Origin of the sequence: Evansella cellulosilytica DSM 2522 (genome assembly GCF_000177235.2) — a bacterium.
Classification (GTDB): domain Bacteria; phylum Bacillota; class Bacilli; order Bacillales; family Salisediminibacteriaceae; genus Evansella; species Evansella cellulosilytica.
The window spans coordinates 3012878-3033300 of sequence record NC_014829.1 but is presented as its reverse complement, the minus strand read 5'-3'; the positions used below and the strand labels follow the sequence as shown (position 1 = coordinate 3033300).

The window sequence follows — 20423 nt, the reverse complement described above, 5'->3', positions numbered from 1 at the left end:
TTCGCTACATTTGATATGATGCACAATAATGATTCCTAACGATATTTACTACTCAAAATAAAAAGAATTATCGTTTCGTCGCTCGAGTTGATTTGGAAATAGAAAAAACAGTGCTAAAAGAGATGAAAAATGACCTTTTGCACTGTCCGCGCGTAAGTATTTGGAGACTCTTCTAATAAGTTATAAAGGTTTTAGTGCATTTGTTTTATCTACATGAATAAAGGCGTCATACCTTTCTGATATCCGGCTAGGTACGTAATTTCCGTGGTGCTCAAAGTTAGGGTTATATACTACGCCAATCGCGCGATGTCCAATAATATTCGAGAATTCTTTTCTGTTTTCTTCATTAAAAATGATATATTTATTTCCAGGAGAAGATTGATGTAGTGCTTCCTCCCAGCTGCAAGGCGTTCCCTTAGGAACAACCATTACTTCAGGTTTCTCTCCCCATTTATGTCCGGCAATGACAGTACCTTCAAATGTTCCGAAACCAATGGCATATATATTTGCTTCGCTATATTGTTCACGAGTTATCTGTCCAACATTCACCATTCCTTCACTAGCCATATCTGTCGCTCTTGCGTCTCCAATATGGGTGTTATGCTCCCATACTATCCCTTTTGTGCTTGTACCATAAAAGCTAGCAATATGTCGCAGTGCTTCTACCATATGACGGTCACGTATATTCCAAGATTCGTTGTCATTCGTCATCATCGTATAGTAATAATGTTCGGCATTTTTAGCAACTAGCGCATTGATAGTCATATTAAGTCTAGCCTCTGAGTCATCTTTAAATCTTTGTTTGTCATTCTGTATGTTATGAAGTAGCTCGATGATTTCAGAGACACAGTTCTCACCGTAAAAAGCGGATGAAATTCCATATTTTTCTGGCTTTTTTTCAAATGGATCCAAGCACTCTAGTGCATTTATTGCTTTTTGTAAAATGGGGGAATTCGTTTTCTTTAAATATTTTACGATGGCTTCGATAGACTCCCATAAGCTATAAACATCTACGCCATAAAAGCCTATTTTGTCTTCTTCATTTCTAGTTTGATTATAATTGCGAAGCCATTCTATTAGTTCCACCATTTCGTAGTTAGCCCACATCCATGCTGGCCAACGTGTGAAAGACTTCTTCAATACATCTTCTCCATTTTTGTACTCTGTGGCTATTCCTTTTATGTATCTGTTTATCTCGTAACACGAGGGCCAATCGCCTTCTACAGCGATAAATGAGTACTGATGGTGTTGAATGAGCTGTTTTGTTATGTCTGATCGGATTTTATAAAACTCACTTGTGCCATGACTCGCTTCTCCTAATAGCACAAATTTTGCATGAGAAGCATTTTCTATGAGTGGCTGTAACCCTTCTGTATGTGAAAAGGGTTCTGCATATTTTTCAATATTTTTAATAAGCTCTTTCTCTTTAATCATATATTCACCTCCGTGCTTAGTATGAGCAAAAACAAATAGATCATGATTTAAAAAATGATTAAAAGTTGCCTCAAAAGAAAATACCTTTTCGGGCAACTTCTTATAAAAACGTTTTCAAACTACAGATAGTTTTAATGCAAAAAACTGTCAAAAATCTGTTGTTTTTTCAACCGTCACAAGTAAAGGATTATCGATATAATGAAATTGTTAATTATTTCACAATGTATGATTCATACATCGATGAACGAACGGGAGGAAACACATATGGCTAAGTACTTTAATCATAAAAAAATTGAGTTGCTCGCTCCATCAGGGAATATGGACACCTTTAAGCAAATAGTGAAGGCAAACTGCGATGCTATTTATTTAGGCGGAAAATCGTTAAATATGAGAATGATTAGAAAGGGCTATAATTTTTCAAACGAAGAAATTAAAGAAGCAGTAAACATGGCCCATGACAGCGATAAAAAAGTATATGTCACTGTCAATAATATGTTAAATGATTCGGAAATTGATGAAGCAGCCGAGTATTTACATTATTTGGAGAGTGTCAATGTTGATGGGATTATCGTCCAGGATCTTGGTGTTGTACAACTTTGTAAAGAACAAAATATAAAGAAAATTGAGATACATTCTTCTGTCATGATGAATGTACATAACATGGACTTTGTAAAGGCTTTGAAGGAGGATGGCTTAACAAGAGTCGTGCTTTCAAGAGAAATGGATTTAAAGACTGCAAAGCTTTTACAAACAGAAACAGGAGTAGAAACAGAATATTTTATGCATGGAGACATGTGTTCCGTCAATGGTGCAAACTGTTATTTCAGTTCGATTGCAATGGGAAATAGTTCTAATCGTGGGCGCTGTTTTAAACCGTGTCGTTGGTCTTACCGTGTAAAAAAGGACGGCAATGTGTATCCAACCGAATATCCACTTGCAGCGAAAGATATGTACATGTATGAACATATTCCGGAGTTAATTGAAGCGAATGTCACGTCATTTAAAATCGAAGGTAGAATGAGAGAGCCGGGCTTTATCGTCGATCTCGTAAATACGTACGGTGACGCCATTGATCGTTATATTGAAGATCCTCTAAGCTACGATAGGAAAAAACATGCAGAGGAGCTGTATGAAAATCGAAAGCGTGATTTTTCTACTGCTTATGCATTTTCTAATCCAGGACTTGACTTTATTAATACGAGATATGAAGGGACGGGGAAATTTTACTCTACCGGGAAGGTGTTTTCAACACCAACGGAGGAGCCTGAAATATCTGAAAAAGCATTGAATAAAGTGCATGAAAAAGTAGGAGTAGAAAGTTCAACAACAAAAACGGACCTTTTATCGGTGAAAGTAAATAATTTGGAGCAGGCACAGCTTTGTATAGAACTTGGTGTAAAGAGAATTTATTTGGCTACAGAAGTATTTTTACCAGATACGTTTATGACGGTAGAACAACTAAGAAGCTTAATAGAAACAAAGAAGAATACAGAAATATATCTTAGCTTACCTCAAATGATGGATGAGCTTCAATGTGAATTAATAGATCAATATCTAGAGAAGCAGGGGCATTTATTTGATGGAATATTAGCAACGAATCTAGGGTCAATAAAAAAGTACGCGAAAAAATACAATGTCATTACCGATTATAATGTCAACATTTATAACCGAAAAGCGATGGACTACTATAAGAAGTTAGGAGTAAAAGAGTCAACAGTTTCTATTGAGATGAAAGGCTGTGAGCTACCGACATTTATGAAGTATGCCACTAACCCGGTAGAGTTAATTGTACATGGCCCGTTAAGAGTAATGTATTTGGACTTGGATTTATATGAGAATACGAGAGTGCTAGATCCAGTGGAACACGAGGATAATCAGTTTGTTAATAACGAAGTACTAGTACTTAAATCGGATAAAGGGGAAAGTCCAGTATATATTGATCAAAACAAAAAGAACCACCTCTTTACAGCAAAGGAGCTCTGTTTATTGCCAGTTCTTCAAGACATTCAGTTTGAGTCATTAAAAAGCTACAGAATTGAAGGACAGACATATTCTTTGGACGAATTACGTGTAGTCATTCAGATATATAAGAAAGCTTTAAATGATAAAACGAAAACGAAGAAGCTCTTTGAGCAGTTTGCAACAACTAGAGCAGGATTTACTTTAGGGGCATTATCTTTTTAAAATAGGAGGGGACATTAGTGAGCTATATAGGACCAGATAATATTGTAAAAAAAAGAAAAGACTATTTTTTCCCTGCGATAGCGAATTTTTATGAGGACCCACCGCAATTAGTAAGTGGTTCTATGCAATACTTGGAGGACCACACAGGGAAAAGGTATCTCGATTTTTTTGCTGGGGTATCAGTTATGAACTGTGGACATTCTAATGCTGAGATCATGAAAGACACAATAGAACAACTTACGAAACTTCAGCATACTACTACCATCTATTTGACAGAGCCGATCGTTCATTTAGCTGAAAAGCTATCTGAAATACTGCCTGGAAATATTACTAGAACATTTTTCTGTGTGACTGGCTCTGAGGCAAACGAAGGGGCTTTGGCGCTAGCAAGAATGCATACGAATAAAAGTGGGATTATCGCTTTACAAGGTGGATTACACGGTAGAACACACTTGACTTTAAGTGTTACAGGTATTCCGATGTGGCGACTTGATGATGAATTAGTAAAGGAAAATATATTTTTCATTGACCGTCCATACGCTGAAAATGAAACGAGTGAAATCTCGATGGAGAGATCGTTACAGCAGCTTTCAACGATTTTACAAAAGCACGGTAGCGATATTGGGGCGTTAATCATAGAGCCCATTCAAGGAAATGGTGGCATCGTCATGTACCCATCAACATTTTTGAAGGAAGTAAAACAGCTATTAAAGCAATATGGTGTACTTCTTATTGTCGATGAAGTGCAAACTGGATATGGGCGTACGGGAAAAATGTTTGCGATCGAGCACTACGATATTGTGCCAGACATCATTGTGACTGCGAAGGCATTAGGGAATGGTTTTCCAATTTCAACTTTCTCCACAACAGATGAAATAGCAAAATCATTTAATAAGCCATCAGCATCAACTTTTGGTGGAAATGCACTTGCTTCCCAAACAGCACTAAGTGTGTTGAAGTATATTCATGATCAAAGCTTAGTCGAGCGTGCAGCTCAATTAGGGGCGTATTTAAAGGAGAAGCTATTAAAGCTTGAATCTCCTTTTATCCAAGAAATACGTGGGATAGGACTAATGCTTGGCATGCAAATCCAGTCAAACACTGGTGTGGAGCTAACATCTGCAAATGTTACCGATTATATTTTAGAAAAAATGAAGGAAAGAGGATTTCTGATAGGTAAAAATGGACTTAATCGAGATGTGATTGCCTTTCAACCTCCACTAGTCATTACGAAGGAAAATATTGATGAATTAATCATCCATTTAGAAGATGTGTTTACAGAGTTAATACGAAAGGAGGGATAGTATGGAGCAACATGCATCCGTTGGCTTTATCATGAATAAAGCAGTTAAGAAGGTGCAAGATTACGGCGTACTTGTCATGTTCTCTCACACGATTTTTTCATTATCCTTTGCGCTTATTTCCATGTTATTGGCTAGTGGTGGCCTTCCTGACCTAAATGTGATGTTTTGGATTTTCGTAGCTTTTATAGGGGCTAGGACAGGGGCAAATGCTATTAATAGAGTGATAGATGCGGAGATTGATGCAAAAAATCCGAGAACAGCAACACGTCAAATTCCTCAAGGTTTGATGAAGAAGAAAGAGGTTATTATATTTTCGATCCTATGCTTTTTAGTCATGTTAATAGGTGCTGCTATGCTTAACCCATTATGCTTACTCCTTTCACCTATTGCACTCGTGCTGATGGTGATATATCCGTATATGAAACGATACACTTGGTTATGTCATGTCGTTTTAGGGATCACTTCGGCGTCTGCTCCCGTAGGTGCTTGGATTGCGGTAACCGGAACGATTTCGTGGCTACCGTTATTTATGGGGGCTGCCAATACAGCGTGGGTAGCAGGCTTTGATATTATATATGGATCACAAGACTATGATTTCGATAGAAAAAACGGTTTGAAATCGATCCCTACTAAGTTTGGTGTGAAATACGGACTTTATATCGCAGCATTATTCCATGCAGCAACAATTTTCTTCCTAGTAGTAGTTGGTCTTTTAAGTACTCAACTAGGAACAATCTATTATGTTGGAGTTAGCATCATCGCCGTTTTATTTATTGTAGAACACTGGATTGTCTCACCAACAAATTTAGCGAACGTAAAAATAGCTTCCTATGGAATTAATCAGATTGTAAGTATTGTCTTTTTAGTATTTGGAACGATTGCAGCGTTATTATAGGTTGAAAGCAGGGGCTTAATGCTCCTGCTAATTTTTATTACGGAATCAGGTGTATTTTATTTTACAATATATTTACATAAATATTTTAGTATGATAGAAATAGGTAAATCCAGGCTAATGAATTTAATGATGAGAGGAGATTCTTTTATGAGTAAATATTCTATAAATCAATTTATTCAACAAACTGTGCAGGACAAAGCTGGTCAAGACTTTTTTCAACTAGAGACTCCTCGTATACTGGAAGTGAATTTGAGAGATAAAGTATGGGCAAAAATGGGATCGATGATCTCGTATAATGGAAAAATAAAGTTTGAAAGGGAGCGAGTGTTAGAACACGGTGTTGGTCGAATGTTTAAAAAAGCATTTACTGGTGAGGGAAGCTCCTTAATGAAGGCGCAAGGTAATGGACAACTTTTTTTAGCGGATGCTGGGAAAAGAATCACGCTTTTAGAGCTAGACAATGATGAAATTACGGTAAATGGGAATGACCTCCTTGCATTTGAACCTGGGATTGAATGGGATATCAAGCTGATGAAAAAAATAGCAGGTGTAATGTCTGGTGGTTTATTTAACGTTACTTTAAAAGGAAGAGGAATGGTTGCGATCACGTCTCATTTTGAACCGTTAACACTTCTTGTACGTCCTGGTATTCCTGTAATGACAGATCCACAAGCAACTGTAGCATGGTCTGGACATCTAAAACCAGAAATACGAACAGATATTAGCTTTAGAACATTCATTGGTCGAGCGAGTGGTGAATCATTTCAAATGGAATTTTCCGGTGAAGGGTTTGTCATTGTGCAATCGGTAGAGGAAACGATTTCAGATAGAAATAGTTCGTCTTAAACAATGTCTGTTACTAGTATTGGGAGATTAAACAAGTGGTGTTCTTTCACTAAGCAATGTGCGTTGCCGTCACAATCGGTAAAAAGCCTGATAGGATTGAGTTTCTCCTATCAGGTGAGCGACGACACATAGCCATTGCAATACAAATAGAAGGCACTGAAAAAGTTGCTATGTACTTTTTCAGTGGCCTCGTCTCATCAACTTCTCTTTATGAGACAGTCTCTCTTTTTTACCTATATAGTTCTCGAATATATTTTACTTCATTTTCTATCCCTTCCTTTAATTTCGTAGTCGGATTGTAGTTTAATAAACGTTGCGCCTTATTTATGTTTGCCCAAGTATGCTTCGGTTCGCCGTGTATTTTTTTTAGAAAATTAACTTTTGCACTTTTACCAATGATTTCTTCAAGCATTTCGATGATTTCTATCATCGATGCTCGTTCCTTTCCTCCAATATTTATTGTTTCACCTATCACGTTATCTGAATGAAGGGCAGAAATCGTTGCAGCGATACAATCTCGAATATAAGTGAAATCTCTCGTTTGAAGTCCATCACCAAATACCGGAATTGTTTCTTCAGAGAGCATTTTTTTAATAAAAATATGGAAAGCCATATCGTCCCGTTGTCTCGGTCCAAATACAGTGAAGTACCTTAATATAACTATTGGTAGACGATATGTTTGATAATATATACGGAATAAGTTTTCACATGTTAACTTCGTTACGCCATAAGGAGAAAGTGGACGAGGTGTTGCATCTTCAGAAACTTTTCCATGTTTTTCCCCATAAACAGATGAGGTAGAGGCATATATAAACCTTTGTAAACGTGGCTTGTCTATACATGCTTCTAGAAGTCTTTGTGTAGCTTGAATATTATGAATCACATAATCGTTGAAATTTTCTCCCCAGCTTGCTCTTACTCCAGGTATGCCAGCTAAATGATAAATCACATCTATCTCACTAATTACATTGTCCCATGAAATATTTAACATGTTTTCTTCATAAAATGTAAAGCGCTCATTTTTCAATAAACGATTTATTAACCCTCTTTTCTCTTCGTCAAGAGAATTGTTGATATATCCATCTATCCCGACTACATGATAGTTTTTATTTATGAGGAGGGTTTCGCATAAGTGGGATCCGATAAAACCAGCTGCCCCTGTCACTAAGATTTTCATGTCATCATCACCGCCAAAAACTAAAATTAGTATCTTTTACATCATATTGACGATTTCAATGGTGGTGAGTTGTATAGGAAATCAATTAAAAAATGGTTCATTTAACTACGACAAGAGAGGGATAAAATATGAACGTCTCTGTTATTACTTGCACGATGAGAGAAGATTGTATGGAAAATATGATTCGGAATTTTCTTCATCAAACGTGGCAGAAAAAAGAGCTCATCATTATATTAAATAATGACAAAATGAACTTAGAACAATGCTTGAAGTACGTTAGCCAATATCAAGAAAAGATTAAGGTGTATCAGCTCCCAGAAAAAACAACGTTAGGTTCATGTATTAATTTTGCCGTTTCAAAGGCGAGGTACAATTATATAGCGAAATTTGACGATGATGACTTCTATTCTCCCTTTTATTTAGATGAAGCAATGCATGCTTTTCGTACAACAGAAGCGCTGGTAGTCGGGAAAAGGACCGTTTATACGTATTTTATCAATAGTCAGGAATTAGGAATCCATCATCCTGGATTTGAAGGTAAGTATGTTCATTCTGTGAGAGGAGCAACAATTGTGTTTAATAAACGTATTTATAAAAATATACAATTTCCAGATTTAAATAGAGGGGAGGATGGAGGATTTTTTTTACAGTGTCAAAAACATGGCTATAAAATATTTTCGACAAACAAAGAAAATTTTGTTTGCTTGAGAAACGATATTAGTAAGCAGACGGAAAAAAATGATCGTCTAAAGGAAGGTTGTATTTCTATCATCAAAACAAAAAATTACGAGAAGTTAGTTACTTCCACTAAATAAAATTCATAATCGTAGCAAGCTAGATTTGGAGGGCAATCATATTGGTATCTATCATCACATGTACAATACGTCAAGAGCAAATGGAAAGTGTTTTTAAACAGTTTGAACATCAAACATGGCTTGAAAAGGAATTAATCGTCATATTGAACAAAGATGAGATGAATATTGATTTATGGAAAAAAAAGGCTGCACTGGATAACAGAGTAACCATATTTCAATTGCCAGAGTACTATTCTTTAGGAGAATGTTTGAATTTTGGTATAACAAAAGCTTCGTATGATTATATTGCTAAGTTTGATGATGATGATTACTATTCCCCGTATTATTTGGCAGAGGCGATGAATGCCTTTAAACAGACAAATGCAATGATTGTTGGCAAGGCTTCAATTTACGTTTATATTTACCATGACAAGGCGTTGACAACGTTTCATGATGGTAAGGAAAATGAGTATGTTCGATTTGTTTCTGGAGGAACGTTGACATTTAAAAAATGTGTCGCAAATAAGATAAAGTTCAGTAGTCAAAAAGCAGGATCAGATATGCAATTTCAATACGATTGCAGAAAAGAACGTTTTAAGATTTATTCCACTTCTAAAAATAACTATATACTTATTAGAAAAAACGAAGAGGAGCATACGTGGAAAATAGAAAATGCTAAGTTTTTGAAAAAAAAGAATATCCAATATACTGATGATTATGAATCAATCGTGACATCAAGGTATAAATAACTCAAAACTTAATGTACTCATTGTTGAAGTTGTATCAGATGATGAAGAGGAAGACTGGAGAATATAAATTTTGCGGTGGAAATGATGCCACGCGTAGTAGTGAGAAGAGCACTCACTACTACTTTAAAAACATGTGGCATCATTTCTACACCGCTTATAAGAAAACATAAAACCGAGCTTTACCAAGCTCGGTTTTAGTTTTTCTTAAAAGACCAGAGAGTATAAAATTTGCGGTGGAAATGATGCCACGCGTAGTAGTGAGAAGAGCACTCACTACTACTTTAAAAACATGTGGCATCATTTCTACACCGCATATAAGAAAACATAAAACCGAGCTTTACCAAGCTCGGTTTTAGTTTTTCTTAAAAGACCAGAGAGTATAAAATTTGCGGTGGAAATGATGCCACGCGTAGTAGTGAGAAGAGCATCACTACTACTTTAAAAACATGTGGCATCATTTCTACACCGCATATAAGAAAACATAAAACCGAGCTTTACCAAGCTCGGTTTTAGTTTTTCTTAAAAGACCAGAGAGTATAAAATTTGCGGTGGAAATGATGCCACGCGTAGTAGTGAGAAGAGCACTCACTACTACTTTAAAAACATGTGGCATCATTTCTACACCGCTTATAAGAAAACATAAAACCGAGCTTTACCAAGCTCGGTTTTATGTTTTCTTATTTAGTTTCTTTACTTTCAAGCGTCCGTTTATCCACGTGAAAACTGGCTCATATTCATTACCCCAATCTTTTAGTGCTTTTTCATAAAGATAGCGATTGACTTGAGCATATTTATCTAGGTTTTCTTTACCGCTATTGTTCGTGTCGTGTATGCGATGATTATATAAGTGTTCATTGACATGTAAAAAGGAAAAGTGAGGGATAAGCTTTAATAAGATTTGTCGGTCCTCAGAATACCTGCCACCATGTGGTACATTTGTCGACCATCCACCAACTGCTTTGACAGCATCTGTTTTATAAAAACGAGGGTAAAACATTGGATGATAAGTAATAAAGTCGTACTTATCCTGTAGCTGTTTATGGGTAATCAATTTTTTGCGCTTTTTCTTTTTTAACTGTTGCCAGCGAACGAGATTTCCGTACGCAACAGCTGCATTTTCGCTAGACGTTTCCATTTTATGAACTAATAGCTGTAATGCATCCTTCTCTAACCAATCATCTCCATCGAGCTGTACGAAGTATTTTGTATCTATCTTATTCAAAGCGTATTGTAATACTGCAGATATTCCGATGTTTTTTTCTAATTTGATATAGTTGAATCTTCGGTCATCCTTTATGATTGGTAATACAATATTTTCCGTAGCATCTGTGGATGCATCATCAATGATCAAAGCCTTCCAATGCTTTAAACTTTGATTTTGAACACTTTTGATCGCTTTTATAATAAACTTTGCTTTATTATATGAAGGAATGACTACTGTTACTAAGGGTGTTTTCATCATCATCGTCCTCCTAAAACATACATAGTCGGTTATACTAATCTATTAAACTAGTATATAAATTCTCGAGTTGTTTTACTTGTATCGTAGAATTGTAGCTCTTTTCTATTTTTTTACGTGCTCTCAGCGTCATTTTTTCCCATGAATGACTGTCATCTATAATCCTTACTAATCCATGAACTAATCCTCTTACATCCCTTTCGTGAACTAAATAGCCATGCACTTTGTGCTCAATAAGTTCTGGGATACCAGCATGTTCTGTTGTCACGATGGGAACTCCTATTGCCATTGCTTCCTTTAGCACGTTCGGAATTCCCTCCTGATTACCATTCTTTTCGGTTACACTAGGTAAACAAAAAATATGAGCACGTGCCATTTCTTTTACTATTTCTTTATGAGGAAGCGGATCTTTGATTTGCACAGACTTTTTCATTTTGTGTTTTTTTACGATACGAATAATCTCCTTCCTTCTTGGTCCATCACCGATAAGTGTTAGTTTTACTGGATACTTTTTTTGGACTTTTGAAAATGCTTTAAGCAAGTATTGAAATCCCTTCTTTTCAACAAAACGCCCAACAGAAAGTATTTGAACCTTTTCACCTTCAAGAGGAATACGTGGCTTTCGATATTGAAATTTATTTAAATCAATTCCGCTTTTTTGTACATGAATTTTATTAGGTGGACAGCCTAGAGCGATCAACTTGTTCTTCATATAGCATGAAGTAGCTGTAAAACAATCTCCAACCTGGAACAACGATTTTAATTGTACGTGGTAGGGCGTTTTCTTTTCTGGATCAGGTACGTCATAGCCATGAAAAGAGGTGATGGTAGGAATGTTTATTTCCTTCAATAATTTAATCAACCTTATTGCTGTCGTTCCAAATCTAACATGAAGAAGCTTTATATTTTCTTTTTGTAAAATAGAAGGTAATTCATCTTCTAAGTGACTCACTTTTATGATGTGCTTATACGGAAATAAATGAGCATTCAATTCTTTTTCTGTAATGACGATAGGGCTAAACTGTTTGATATTAATTAATTCTTCGTAAATAAACGTTTCTGTTATAGGAAGAAATTGTGTTCTAATAAAAGCGATTTTTTTCACGATTCTCACTTCCAAATGTTTTTGTATATAAATGTAATAAGTACTTCGTTTTCTTCATTTCACAAAATATTAATCTTTCTAATTCTATTAATGTCATTTTTTTGTATAAACGCTTTCTCATAATGCGTTCAAATTGATGCGGAAATATGAGATCCAGTAAAAATAATTGTTCTTCTACTGTGGAGAGGTTATTTATTTGTTTATAGCATGATAGTAATTGATGGAGAAGGTCGGTATCGAAAGTTTGGTAGCGTTTATAGTACGTAAACAAGTAACGGCTAAAATCTCTAGATGGAAAATGGTAGCTCATATTATCTAAGTCAATAATAAACGTATTGTCCTTCGTCCATAATAAGTTGTCTATTGTAAAATCGCCGTGTCCTAAATAAGGGAAATGGTTTTTAGGGTCATCATGTGAATAGGAAAGATCATGAGTTAATTGCATTACCTTCTTTCCATAAGTCGAAAACTGTGCTGTATATTTGTTTATACATTTGACGGATTTAGACTGCCTATTCTCTTTCGGTATATCGCGAGGAAATCGTTCTATATTTATTATTTTACTGTTATACTCCGTAATCCAATCGTAGATCGAATATGCTTTGTAATTTTGATCAATCGGTTTAAAGGTAAGTGATGCTTTATGGAAAGAGGCTAATGCTTGTATTCCGGTAATCAATTGTTTATTGGTGAGATTAGTATTAGTAACGTGCTCAATATATTTGTAAATGACCATTTTTTCATCTTTATACTGAAAATACAAACTATTGTCTCTAGTTTTTATGATTGACGGTATATCCACTTGATTTTTACTTAAATACGCTTGCGCTTCAATGAAGAATAGAAACCTTCTTTCTGGGAGTCTAGGTTTCTTTAAAATAAACGTGCCATGGGATGTATGCAGCTTAATGATAAATCGCTTTGTTGCGACTTTTAAGATTTTATAGGAGTGTATGTTAAATGTATATAACCGTTCTACTAATTCAAGTAATTTTTCGACATCTTGTATATTTAGCGTACTTTTGTTCATTTCTGGTATCACCACCAATTAGTCGTCATGTTTGTTATTATGCCATGTCATAAGGGCATCTATTTTTTCATAAGTGTGACGATCAACCTCTTTAAAGCCTCGAAACCTTGGACGAATATTAGCTTCAATAATCCATAAATGCCCTTTCTTATCTAACCCTAAATCGATACCCCAAACGTGCTCCACCTTCCAAATATGAGAAAGATGACCGACAACGGTGAGCGAAAGATCATCGATTTTCTTTTCCAATACTTGTATCTCTCGAGTGGGAAGATAAGCGAAGTGTAGAGCGTCCTTCAAGTTAAAGGCTGTACCACCTTGTTTTAAATTTGTAGTAAATAACTGATTCCGCGCTTTTCTTGCATACTTACCAGATACTTGCCATTGGTTTTCTTTCGTGCGTTGAACAATGACACGTATATCTACAGGGTCACCGTCAATTTCTATTAGTGGGATTACCTGTTGAATAATAAACGAGCTCGAAGATTTCTTTCGAGCATATTTTTTTATCTGACTTTTAATATATGCATGAACAGACAATAACCTAGAAAAAGATTGTTGTGAATCTTTGAAAAAAACGTCATACCTTTCATTGTTACTCATGCGTACTTTTATGATGCCAGATCCACTTGATCCGATTGTCGGCTTAATCATAGCTTCATTATATTTGAATAAAATAGTTCGCAAAGCTATTTTAGAGTAGGGTTTCGTTTCTGGTAAGAACGGTTTAATGACTTCATTTGATCCTAATACATGATATTGGTGTTGTTTATTCTTACAGTGATAAATAGGAATCCCTCCTCTCGAGTACATGATTACAGACGAAATGATATGTTGTTTAAAGCCGGGAATCCTTCGGAAGAGGCTTCACTGAAAACATAGCCATCAATGTTTATGTTACTTATATTATTTTTTTTTCGTATTCTTATTTCAAAGTTTGAAAATGTTAGCGTTTCGTTTGGATTGATCTCATTGCAATGTAATGGTTGAAGCCAATACTCACCATGATGTTGGATTCTTTTTTTCCAATCACGGTAGACATGTGTCCACTCCTCCTCTGCGTCGGTTATGACTTGGTCATTACGATGCATCATTAAAATTTTTCCACTAAGGTGTGCAGCTTTTGGCGGAGAAATCCGTATACAAATGATAGGTTGCTTGAGGGGGGAGTTCCCTTCATTTTTTATTGAAAAATTCCCGAGGACTAATGTTTCTTCTTCACCTTGTTCAGGTAAAAAAGTTACAAAATGAAAGTATGGCAAAATCGATATGTTTTTTTCTACGTCTATATTCAGTGATGAGCCGTTGTTATATTCGTTTGATCTAAATAATAATTGATTCGGATTCGCTTCCTTAATTGGATCGACATTCGTCCATATTTTTTGTGATTGTTGTAGTAGCTTATATAATCGTTTAATTTCGCTTTCATAATTTGCCATTATTTTTTTTCTTTTGTTTTCAAGCTGATTATTTCTTTTACTCATTTCTTTTGTCACCTACTTATCTCCATTTATGTATTAATATATTTCAAGGAGCTAATAAGCGTTAAAAAAAAATGAGAATAACTATAAGAATAGGGATTCTTAATAGGTATTCTCATTTGTATTGCTATCATGTCCTTCTGATTAATCCAACCTTATCATATTTATTATTTTTTATGAGGTCGAGGAAAAACTGTTGGACATTGTGGTGGAAATTCAAAATCTGGGCATTCTTTTGTCACTATTGGTAGCGGAATTTCCTCTCTTGGTTTACAATGCTTGCCTTCTACTTCCACCTTTACTATCGCCTCTGCTTGTATAGATTGGCAGATTAATAGGGATAAGTCGATTGTCCATTCCGTGCCATCACCGTTACACACGAATGAACCATCAGCAACGATATCATACACATCGCAGACAACATCCGTTCCTTCAGGTGCACAAAGCACTACTTTTTCGAGTTTGAAAAACGGAATTGGCTCAGAGTAAAGTGGAGGAAGTTTATCTGCACTTAAGATGATTTGAAACTCGCCTTGCTTTTGAAGCTTGACGATTTGAAGGTTTGCATCTAACTCATCGTAAAAGAAATCTTCTCTTTCTCCAACCTCCTGACAAATATCATCACCGTCATGCTTCATCCACTTTTTCGGTTCTGGAATTAACAGCTGTGCATCGACCTTTACTGTTTCTGGAAGGAAGTATGCACAAACATCGTCCACTAATGTGTCTGTCGTTTGTAATGCAGGATCTTCAACTGTAAAAAAATCAAGATCATCTTGATCAAATTGGAATTGTTTTTCTGCCTGGTGAGTAATCCAGTCGTATACCTTTGGAACTTTAATACACATACGTTCAAATTTACTCATCGTTTTCATCCTCTCTTTAAATCTAGGTTGTTCTACTGAACTACTTCATCTTATGTACACTCATCATGCTTGTGTAGTCTTATTACCCAGAAATTACATAATAATTCTAGATTTTGCTAATTAGGCTTACTACCAATTAAACTCATGATACTTCCAAATAAGCATATTTATGTAAGAGGATATTATTTACATGGGGGTGGAGAGGAAATTGAGAGACACACTTATTCAGTTAAAGCAGCGTGTGTTACATTTGGAGTCGGAGATGTCAAAATATAAACAAAAGGTAAAGGAGTATGAGGGCAATTATCATCACGTATTGCTAACAGAATTGAATATTAGACATAAGGAACTACAGAAACAATTCGAGAAAAGTAAAAAGCTAAATGAAAAGTATTACTCGGATTTGGAGTCATTGAGAATGGAGTATGAGTTACTAAAAAGAGAACTATTTGAGAAGGATGAAAAATTAATGATGCTCTTAGAAGAAGTTAAGGATAAGGATCATAAAATAAAAGAACTCGTACAATCGCATTCTTTAAATGAAAACAGGGATACGTTAAGAGAGAATAAGATTAATGAGGATGATGACGGATGGTTCCGAAATAATTTAAAGCATATACCTAAAAAAGACGTTTCCGAGGTTAATTTTAAGAATAACATCTTTCATGATTCCTTTGTAATACAAAAGAGAAGAAGAAGAGCTAGAGGGAAGAACATCAAGAATAAAGAATAGAATGGGATGAACCATTTCACACCCCTATCATAAACTAGATACTATATTAATATGAAATTTGGGGTGTTAAAAGTGTATAAAAAGATTCGAAGTTCATCTACGAAAAAGAGAATTTTACGCCCTTCAGCTACACAACAAAAACAACGAATTCGTGGTTGTGGGTGCGGCCAGAATGTAAAAAAGAAGAAAAGTATATAGTGAAATGAAAGAAAAGGGAGACCCAAAGGTAGATTTTTACCTATTGAGTCTCCCTTTAATAATAGCTTTAAGAACATATACATAGCTAATGGAAGCTAGTGATACTGAACTCCTTTCGGAAAAGGCAACAGGACATGATACAGGAGTAAAGTAACGAGCGTTTTATTTCAACAATATCATCAGTTGTTAGCCTGTTTCTTCCATATGTAGGGGATTTATAATGCACAAGCTTTCGAATTAAAAATAAAATAAATTATAAACTATTGAAGGAGGATTCATGATGAAACCTATTATACCAAGGGTACCAGCAGTAGGGGTTACAGGTAGTGCAGGAAAATCTTCTACAACTAGTTTTATAAATGCAATCTTCAATACTAGGTGGAAAAACGTACTGACAACAAAGGGGAATATGAATTTACCAAAGCATACGAAACAAGCAGTTAGTCAATTCAACCGTAATCATAAAGCCATTGTACTTGAAATGGGCTTAGGGAGAGCCAGTAATCATTTCAATTATATTCAACCAAACATTGGGGTTATCACTAATGTCGGTACCGCACATTATGGGAAATTAGGTAATAGCATTAAAGAAACTGCAAAAGCAAAATCTGCGATGATAAGAAATATACATCCTAGAGGAATACTCTTGTTAAACAATGATGACACAAATTCAAAGTTGCTTGATTATAAAAATTTTAAAGGAGACTTAATTAGAGTTGGTATTACATCAAAATCTGAATATCAGGCTACTAATATTAAGTATACAAGTTATGGAATGATATTTGGAGTAACTTTAAGAGGAAAGAAAGTATACTTCTTTATTCCAGCGTTTGGTATGCATAATGTAATAAATGCTTTATTTGCTATTGCAATAGCTGACAGACTTAATTTTTCTATTAATGAAATGAAATTAGGATTAAGGAGCTGTAAGTCTCCTAGTAGGAGAGTTAATGTTATAAAACTATCAAAGCCAAAGGGTGCACTATTAATTGATGATACATTTAATGCAAACCCGCAATCTGTTAAGGCTGCGGTAGATGTTCTAGCAGAATTAGGCAATAAAAAGAAAAAAATAGCAGTATTAGGAAGTATGCTAGAACTTGGGGATTACTCAAAGAAAGGGCACCAAGAGGTAGGTGCATATTTAGCCAAGAAGGGAATTAAACATGTTTTTTTATATGGAAAAAATGCATCCTATGTGAAAACTGCAGCTATAGAAAATGGTATCCCAGAGAAAAACATCTTGCATACTACCAATCGTGATAAATTACATTACGGTATTTTAAGAGTATTAAATGAAGGTTGTGTTGTTTTAATAAAAGGTTCACATAAAATGAAAATGAGTAGAACTGCTGAATATATAGCAAGGAACAGTCTGAAAAAATAAAATAGTACGATATTACGAGGAGAGGTTCGATGAAAAAAAAGTAGGCATAATTTTTGGTGGGAAATCTTCTGAACATCAAATCTCGCTTCAATCAGCAAAAAGTATCATAGAAGCGATTGATAAAAATAAATATGAATTGGTTTTAATAGGGATAGACAAAAATGGGAAGTGGTATTTACTAGATCCAAATAATTATCTACGAAATATGGACAATCCTAAACTAATTGAAATGATTCCTTCAGACCAAAGGGTAAATATTGTACTTGGTGAACATGACTGCTTTTTTACAACTCCAGATGGAAGAAGTCTTGGAAACATTGATGTCATTTTTCCGATTTTACATGGTTCCTATGGCGAGGATGGGAGCATTCAAGGCTTACTCCGTTTAATGGGAAAACCTTTTATTGGTCCTAGTGTGTTAGGTTCTGCTGTAAGCATGGATAAAGAAGTTTCAAAAAAGTTGTTAAGTGAAGCGGGACTATTTATAGGTAAATATTTTGCTTATACAAAAGATAGGAAGGGAAATATAGATTATGAAAAAGTGAAAGAGAACTTGGGTACACCAGTTTTTGTTAAACCCGCTAATCAAGGTTCTTCTGTAGGGATTAGTAAAGTTTATGAGAAGAAAAAGTTTTATATGGCTGTCGATGAAGCTTTTCGTTACGATAATAAAATTGTGATTGAGGAAGAAATAAAAGGTAGAGAAATAGAATGTGCAGTATTAGGTAATGAAGATCCTATTGCCTCTTTACCAGGTGAAGTTTTGTTCACTGATTCCTTTTACTCCTATGATGCAAAGTATATAAATTCCGGTGGTGTTCAATTAAAAGTCCCTGCAGAATTAGACGGAGATGATGTAGAGAAAGTAAAAAAAGAGGCAATAAAAGCATTTAAAGCCTTACAATGTAATGGTGTAGCCAGAGTTGATTTCTTTTTGACGAAAGAAGGGAACCTTTTTGTTAACGAAATAAATACACTGCCGGGCTTCACTAAACTAAGTATGTACCCTAAATTATGGGAAGTAAGTGGTTTACCATATAAGGATCTTGTGAATAAAATGATTGCGCTTGCTATTGAAAGCCATAAACAGGAGCAGCGTCTGAAGAAAAACTTATAACATGATAGCATTATTAAATTAATGGATCAGGGAAATGAATACTCTGGTCCTGCTTATATTTTTATAGTATTTTATGTATAAGTTTAAAGTGCTAAACACCTAGTAGATAATATCTATAGGACCTGATCATTTTTACAATAATGTTAAGATGTTTTCTTACGTACAGCTAGATTAAATGAATGTAATGTACATACGAAAGCAAGCAGGAACAAGAAGAAAAATATGAGAATATCTCTACACGAGAATACGCTTGAAAGTTTGAAATGGTTACATTAGCTGTGTATTGCAAAAAAGTTGACTCAAAATGTTAAAATCCACCTTTTGAGTCAACCTCGGATGCTTACTAAAAACCTGCTAACTTTTTTGCGTATTTTAATGGAGTAGGGAGTATAAATGGTAATACTCTTTGTTCATCCTCTGTTCTGAGTGCTTTAGCATCTGCTCGATAATTTAATTGAACCTCTAATATTTTCACATTTTGGTTATTGTCTATTATTAAGTCAATAGCAGAATCCCCTATTGTATAACCTTTATTCTCAATTACCTTTAACATACTAATACAGAGTTTTGATATTTCTTTTAACTTTTTATTTGCTTTATTGTCACTCATTTTGAATACATTGGTCAAAGCTTCCTTCGCTGTTAATATTTTTTCTCTGTACCTTGAGTTTGTAACAATGGTTCCTTTTTTACCAACTTTTGCTTCACCACCAGTGTACCTCCAGTTTTTCGATTCATCCTTTTGAATGTAAATGCGAAAATCCATTTTATTATCCTTATATTGAAAAGGGATTTCCTCCTGTATAATATATTTTCTCTTAATATTCTTGTTCAAGTATTTCTCTAACTCCAATTTATTTTTTATATTAATTGTTTTATTAAAACGATTTGTAACAGTATAGCCACTTTTGTTTTTTTGAATATATAAAATCCCTCTTCCCTTAGATAGGTTTGTAGGTTTTAAATAAAGATTTTTATACTTATTTAGTAAAATATCTAGTTGCTCTGAGCTGTTGTATTTTTCTGTATAAGGTAAATGTTTGACTATACTAGTATGGTTTTCCATATACCTCCATAATCTCCATTTGTTTATTCGGAAGGGATAGTTAAAAAAATTATCTCCAATCTCCTTCTTAAAGTGCCTATATAAGCTTCTAATTCTATTTGAACGATTGTAAACTACACTAGGGTATGGAAAAACCCCTTTTTTAAATGTTTTTGTTTCTTTATCGAAGTATAGACCTTTTATTGTTTTCTCTTTTTTATTGACAGAATTTTTGTGAAAAATATAAACTAATCCATCTATTGAAGCACCAGAAAAACGGGAAATTAAAAGGGATGGATCTTTGCAATACTGCTTTGTTGTCAAGTATCCAATAACAGGACCGATATTGATGGAATTTTCTCTAATCATGATAGTTAGAGGAATAGTGGGGAACGTAAGCCGCTTAGTAATTTGACCATTCATTTTTATCTCGTCCGTTGAAAGTGCATTATCTTCTATCACTTTATAAACCTTTGAAAAGTTTCCATATTTTAGAGTTACTTTGGAACTACTTATTTTTTGCTTTGTAGTACCATTCATGTGTATGTTATTTTTACTTATATTATTATCTAAAGTTAATTTACACATATTAAATCGACACCTTTCAATACCTAAAATA

At 34.7% G+C, this 20423-nt stretch carries 18 protein-coding genes; 9 read left to right on the top strand and 9 right to left on the bottom strand.

Annotated features, from left to right (window positions below; all coding sequences use genetic code 11):
• Window positions 1-180: 180 nt before the first annotated feature.
• Complete coding sequence (locus tag BCELL_RS14070) at window positions 181-1434, bottom strand: erythromycin esterase family protein (RefSeq protein WP_013489421.1); 1254 nt, start codon at window positions 1432-1434, stop codon at window positions 181-183.
• Window positions 1435-1698: 264 nt separating this feature from the next.
• On the opposite strand from BCELL_RS14070, the gene BCELL_RS14065 reads away from it, so the two are divergent.
• From BCELL_RS14065 to BCELL_RS14050, 4 genes are all read left to right on the top strand, one after another.
• Window positions 1699-3618: a U32 family peptidase gene (locus tag BCELL_RS14065; RefSeq protein ID WP_041808294.1), complete on the top strand. Its 1920-nt coding sequence runs from the start codon at window positions 1699-1701 to the stop codon at window positions 3616-3618.
• A 17-nt stretch (window positions 3619-3635) separates the two neighbouring features.
• On the top strand, window positions 3636-4922 hold the full coding sequence (locus BCELL_RS14060) for an aspartate aminotransferase family protein (protein ID WP_013489419.1): 1287 nt from the start codon (window positions 3636-3638) through the stop codon (window positions 4920-4922).
• A 1-nt stretch (window position 4923) separates the two neighbouring features.
• Entirely contained in the window at window positions 4924-5817 is an 894-nt protein-coding gene (locus BCELL_RS14055; RefSeq protein WP_013489418.1) for a 4-hydroxybenzoate octaprenyltransferase, read from the top strand.
• A gap of 147 nt (window positions 5818-5964) precedes the next feature.
• On the top strand, window positions 5965-6663 hold the full coding sequence (locus BCELL_RS14050; protein ID WP_041808292.1) for an AIM24 family protein: 699 nt from the start codon (window positions 5965-5967) through the stop codon (window positions 6661-6663).
• A 229-nt stretch (window positions 6664-6892) separates the two neighbouring features.
• Here BCELL_RS14050 and BCELL_RS14045 read toward each other — a convergent pair whose 3' ends face one another.
• On the bottom strand, window positions 6893-7840 hold the full coding sequence (locus tag BCELL_RS14045; protein ID WP_013489416.1) for an NAD-dependent epimerase/dehydratase family protein: 948 nt from the start codon (window positions 7838-7840) through the stop codon (window positions 6893-6895).
• Between the two features lie 128 nt (window positions 7841-7968).
• Here BCELL_RS14045 and BCELL_RS14040 point away from each other — a divergent pair, with 128 nt between their 5' ends.
• Together BCELL_RS14040 and BCELL_RS14035 are read left to right on the top strand one after the other, a co-directional pair.
• Window positions 7969-8655, top strand: a complete 687-nt coding sequence (locus tag BCELL_RS14040; protein ID WP_013489415.1) for a glycosyltransferase family 2 protein — start codon at window positions 7969-7971, stop codon at window positions 8653-8655.
• A 41-nt stretch (window positions 8656-8696) separates the two neighbouring features.
• On the top strand, window positions 8697-9383 hold the full coding sequence (locus tag BCELL_RS14035) for a glycosyltransferase (protein ID WP_013489414.1): 687 nt from the start codon (window positions 8697-8699) through the stop codon (window positions 9381-9383).
• Window positions 9384-10050: 667 nt separating this feature from the next.
• On the opposite strand, the gene BCELL_RS14030 is transcribed toward BCELL_RS14035, so the two are convergent.
• From BCELL_RS14030 to BCELL_RS14005, 6 genes are all read right to left on the bottom strand, one after another.
• Window positions 10051-10848: a glycosyltransferase family 2 protein gene (locus BCELL_RS14030; RefSeq protein ID WP_049786646.1), complete on the bottom strand. Its 798-nt coding sequence runs from the start codon at window positions 10846-10848 to the stop codon at window positions 10051-10053.
• Window positions 10849-10879: 31 nt separating this feature from the next.
• Window positions 10880-11947, bottom strand: a complete 1068-nt coding sequence (locus BCELL_RS14025) for a glycosyltransferase (protein WP_013489412.1) — start codon at window positions 11945-11947, stop codon at window positions 10880-10882.
• A complete protein-coding gene (locus tag BCELL_RS14020) occupies window positions 11925-12977 on the bottom strand; it encodes a phosphotransferase (protein WP_013489411.1) in 1053 nt (350 codons plus the stop codon). Before BCELL_RS14020 ends, BCELL_RS14025 begins: the two co-directional genes overlap by 23 nt.
• Before the next feature lie 18 nt (window positions 12978-12995).
• Window positions 12996-13790 (bottom strand): YheC/YheD family protein, encoded by a 795-nt coding sequence (locus BCELL_RS14015; RefSeq protein ID WP_013489410.1) that lies wholly within the window; start codon window positions 13788-13790, stop codon window positions 12996-12998.
• A 2-nt stretch (window positions 13791-13792) separates the two neighbouring features.
• Window positions 13793-14461, bottom strand: a complete 669-nt coding sequence (locus BCELL_RS14010; protein ID WP_013489409.1) for a hypothetical protein — start codon at window positions 14459-14461, stop codon at window positions 13793-13795.
• 164 nt (window positions 14462-14625) lie between these two features.
• Window positions 14626-15324, bottom strand: a complete 699-nt coding sequence (locus BCELL_RS14005; RefSeq protein WP_013489408.1) for a BMQ_0737 family morphogenetic spore coat protein — start codon at window positions 15322-15324, stop codon at window positions 14626-14628.
• Between the two features lie 262 nt (window positions 15325-15586).
• Here BCELL_RS14005 and BCELL_RS14000 point away from each other — a divergent pair, with 262 nt between their 5' ends.
• The 3 genes from BCELL_RS14000 (at window position 15587) to ddlA (ending at window position 18759) form a co-directional block, all read left to right on the top strand.
• A complete protein-coding gene (locus BCELL_RS14000; RefSeq protein ID WP_157184203.1) occupies window positions 15587-16057 on the top strand; it encodes a hypothetical protein in 471 nt (156 codons plus the stop codon).
• Between the two features lie 475 nt (window positions 16058-16532).
• Complete coding sequence (locus tag BCELL_RS13995; RefSeq protein ID WP_041808286.1) at window positions 16533-17642, top strand: UDP-N-acetylmuramoyl-tripeptide--D-alanyl-D-alanine ligase; 1110 nt, start codon at window positions 16533-16535, stop codon at window positions 17640-17642.
• 1 nt (window position 17643) lies between these two features.
• Window positions 17644-18759 carry a D-alanine--D-alanine ligase gene (gene ddlA / locus BCELL_RS13990; protein ID WP_013489405.1) on the top strand — a complete coding sequence of 372 codons (1116 nt, stop codon included), beginning with the start codon at window positions 17644-17646 and terminating at the stop codon, window positions 18757-18759.
• A 343-nt stretch (window positions 18760-19102) separates the two neighbouring features.
• Here the strand turns inward: ddlA and BCELL_RS13985 are convergent, their stop codons facing one another.
• Window positions 19103-20392 carry a YheC/YheD family endospore coat-associated protein gene (locus BCELL_RS13985; protein ID WP_013489404.1) on the bottom strand — a complete coding sequence of 430 codons (1290 nt, stop codon included), beginning with the start codon at window positions 20390-20392 and terminating at the stop codon, window positions 19103-19105.
• Window positions 20393-20423 lie beyond the last annotated feature (31 nt).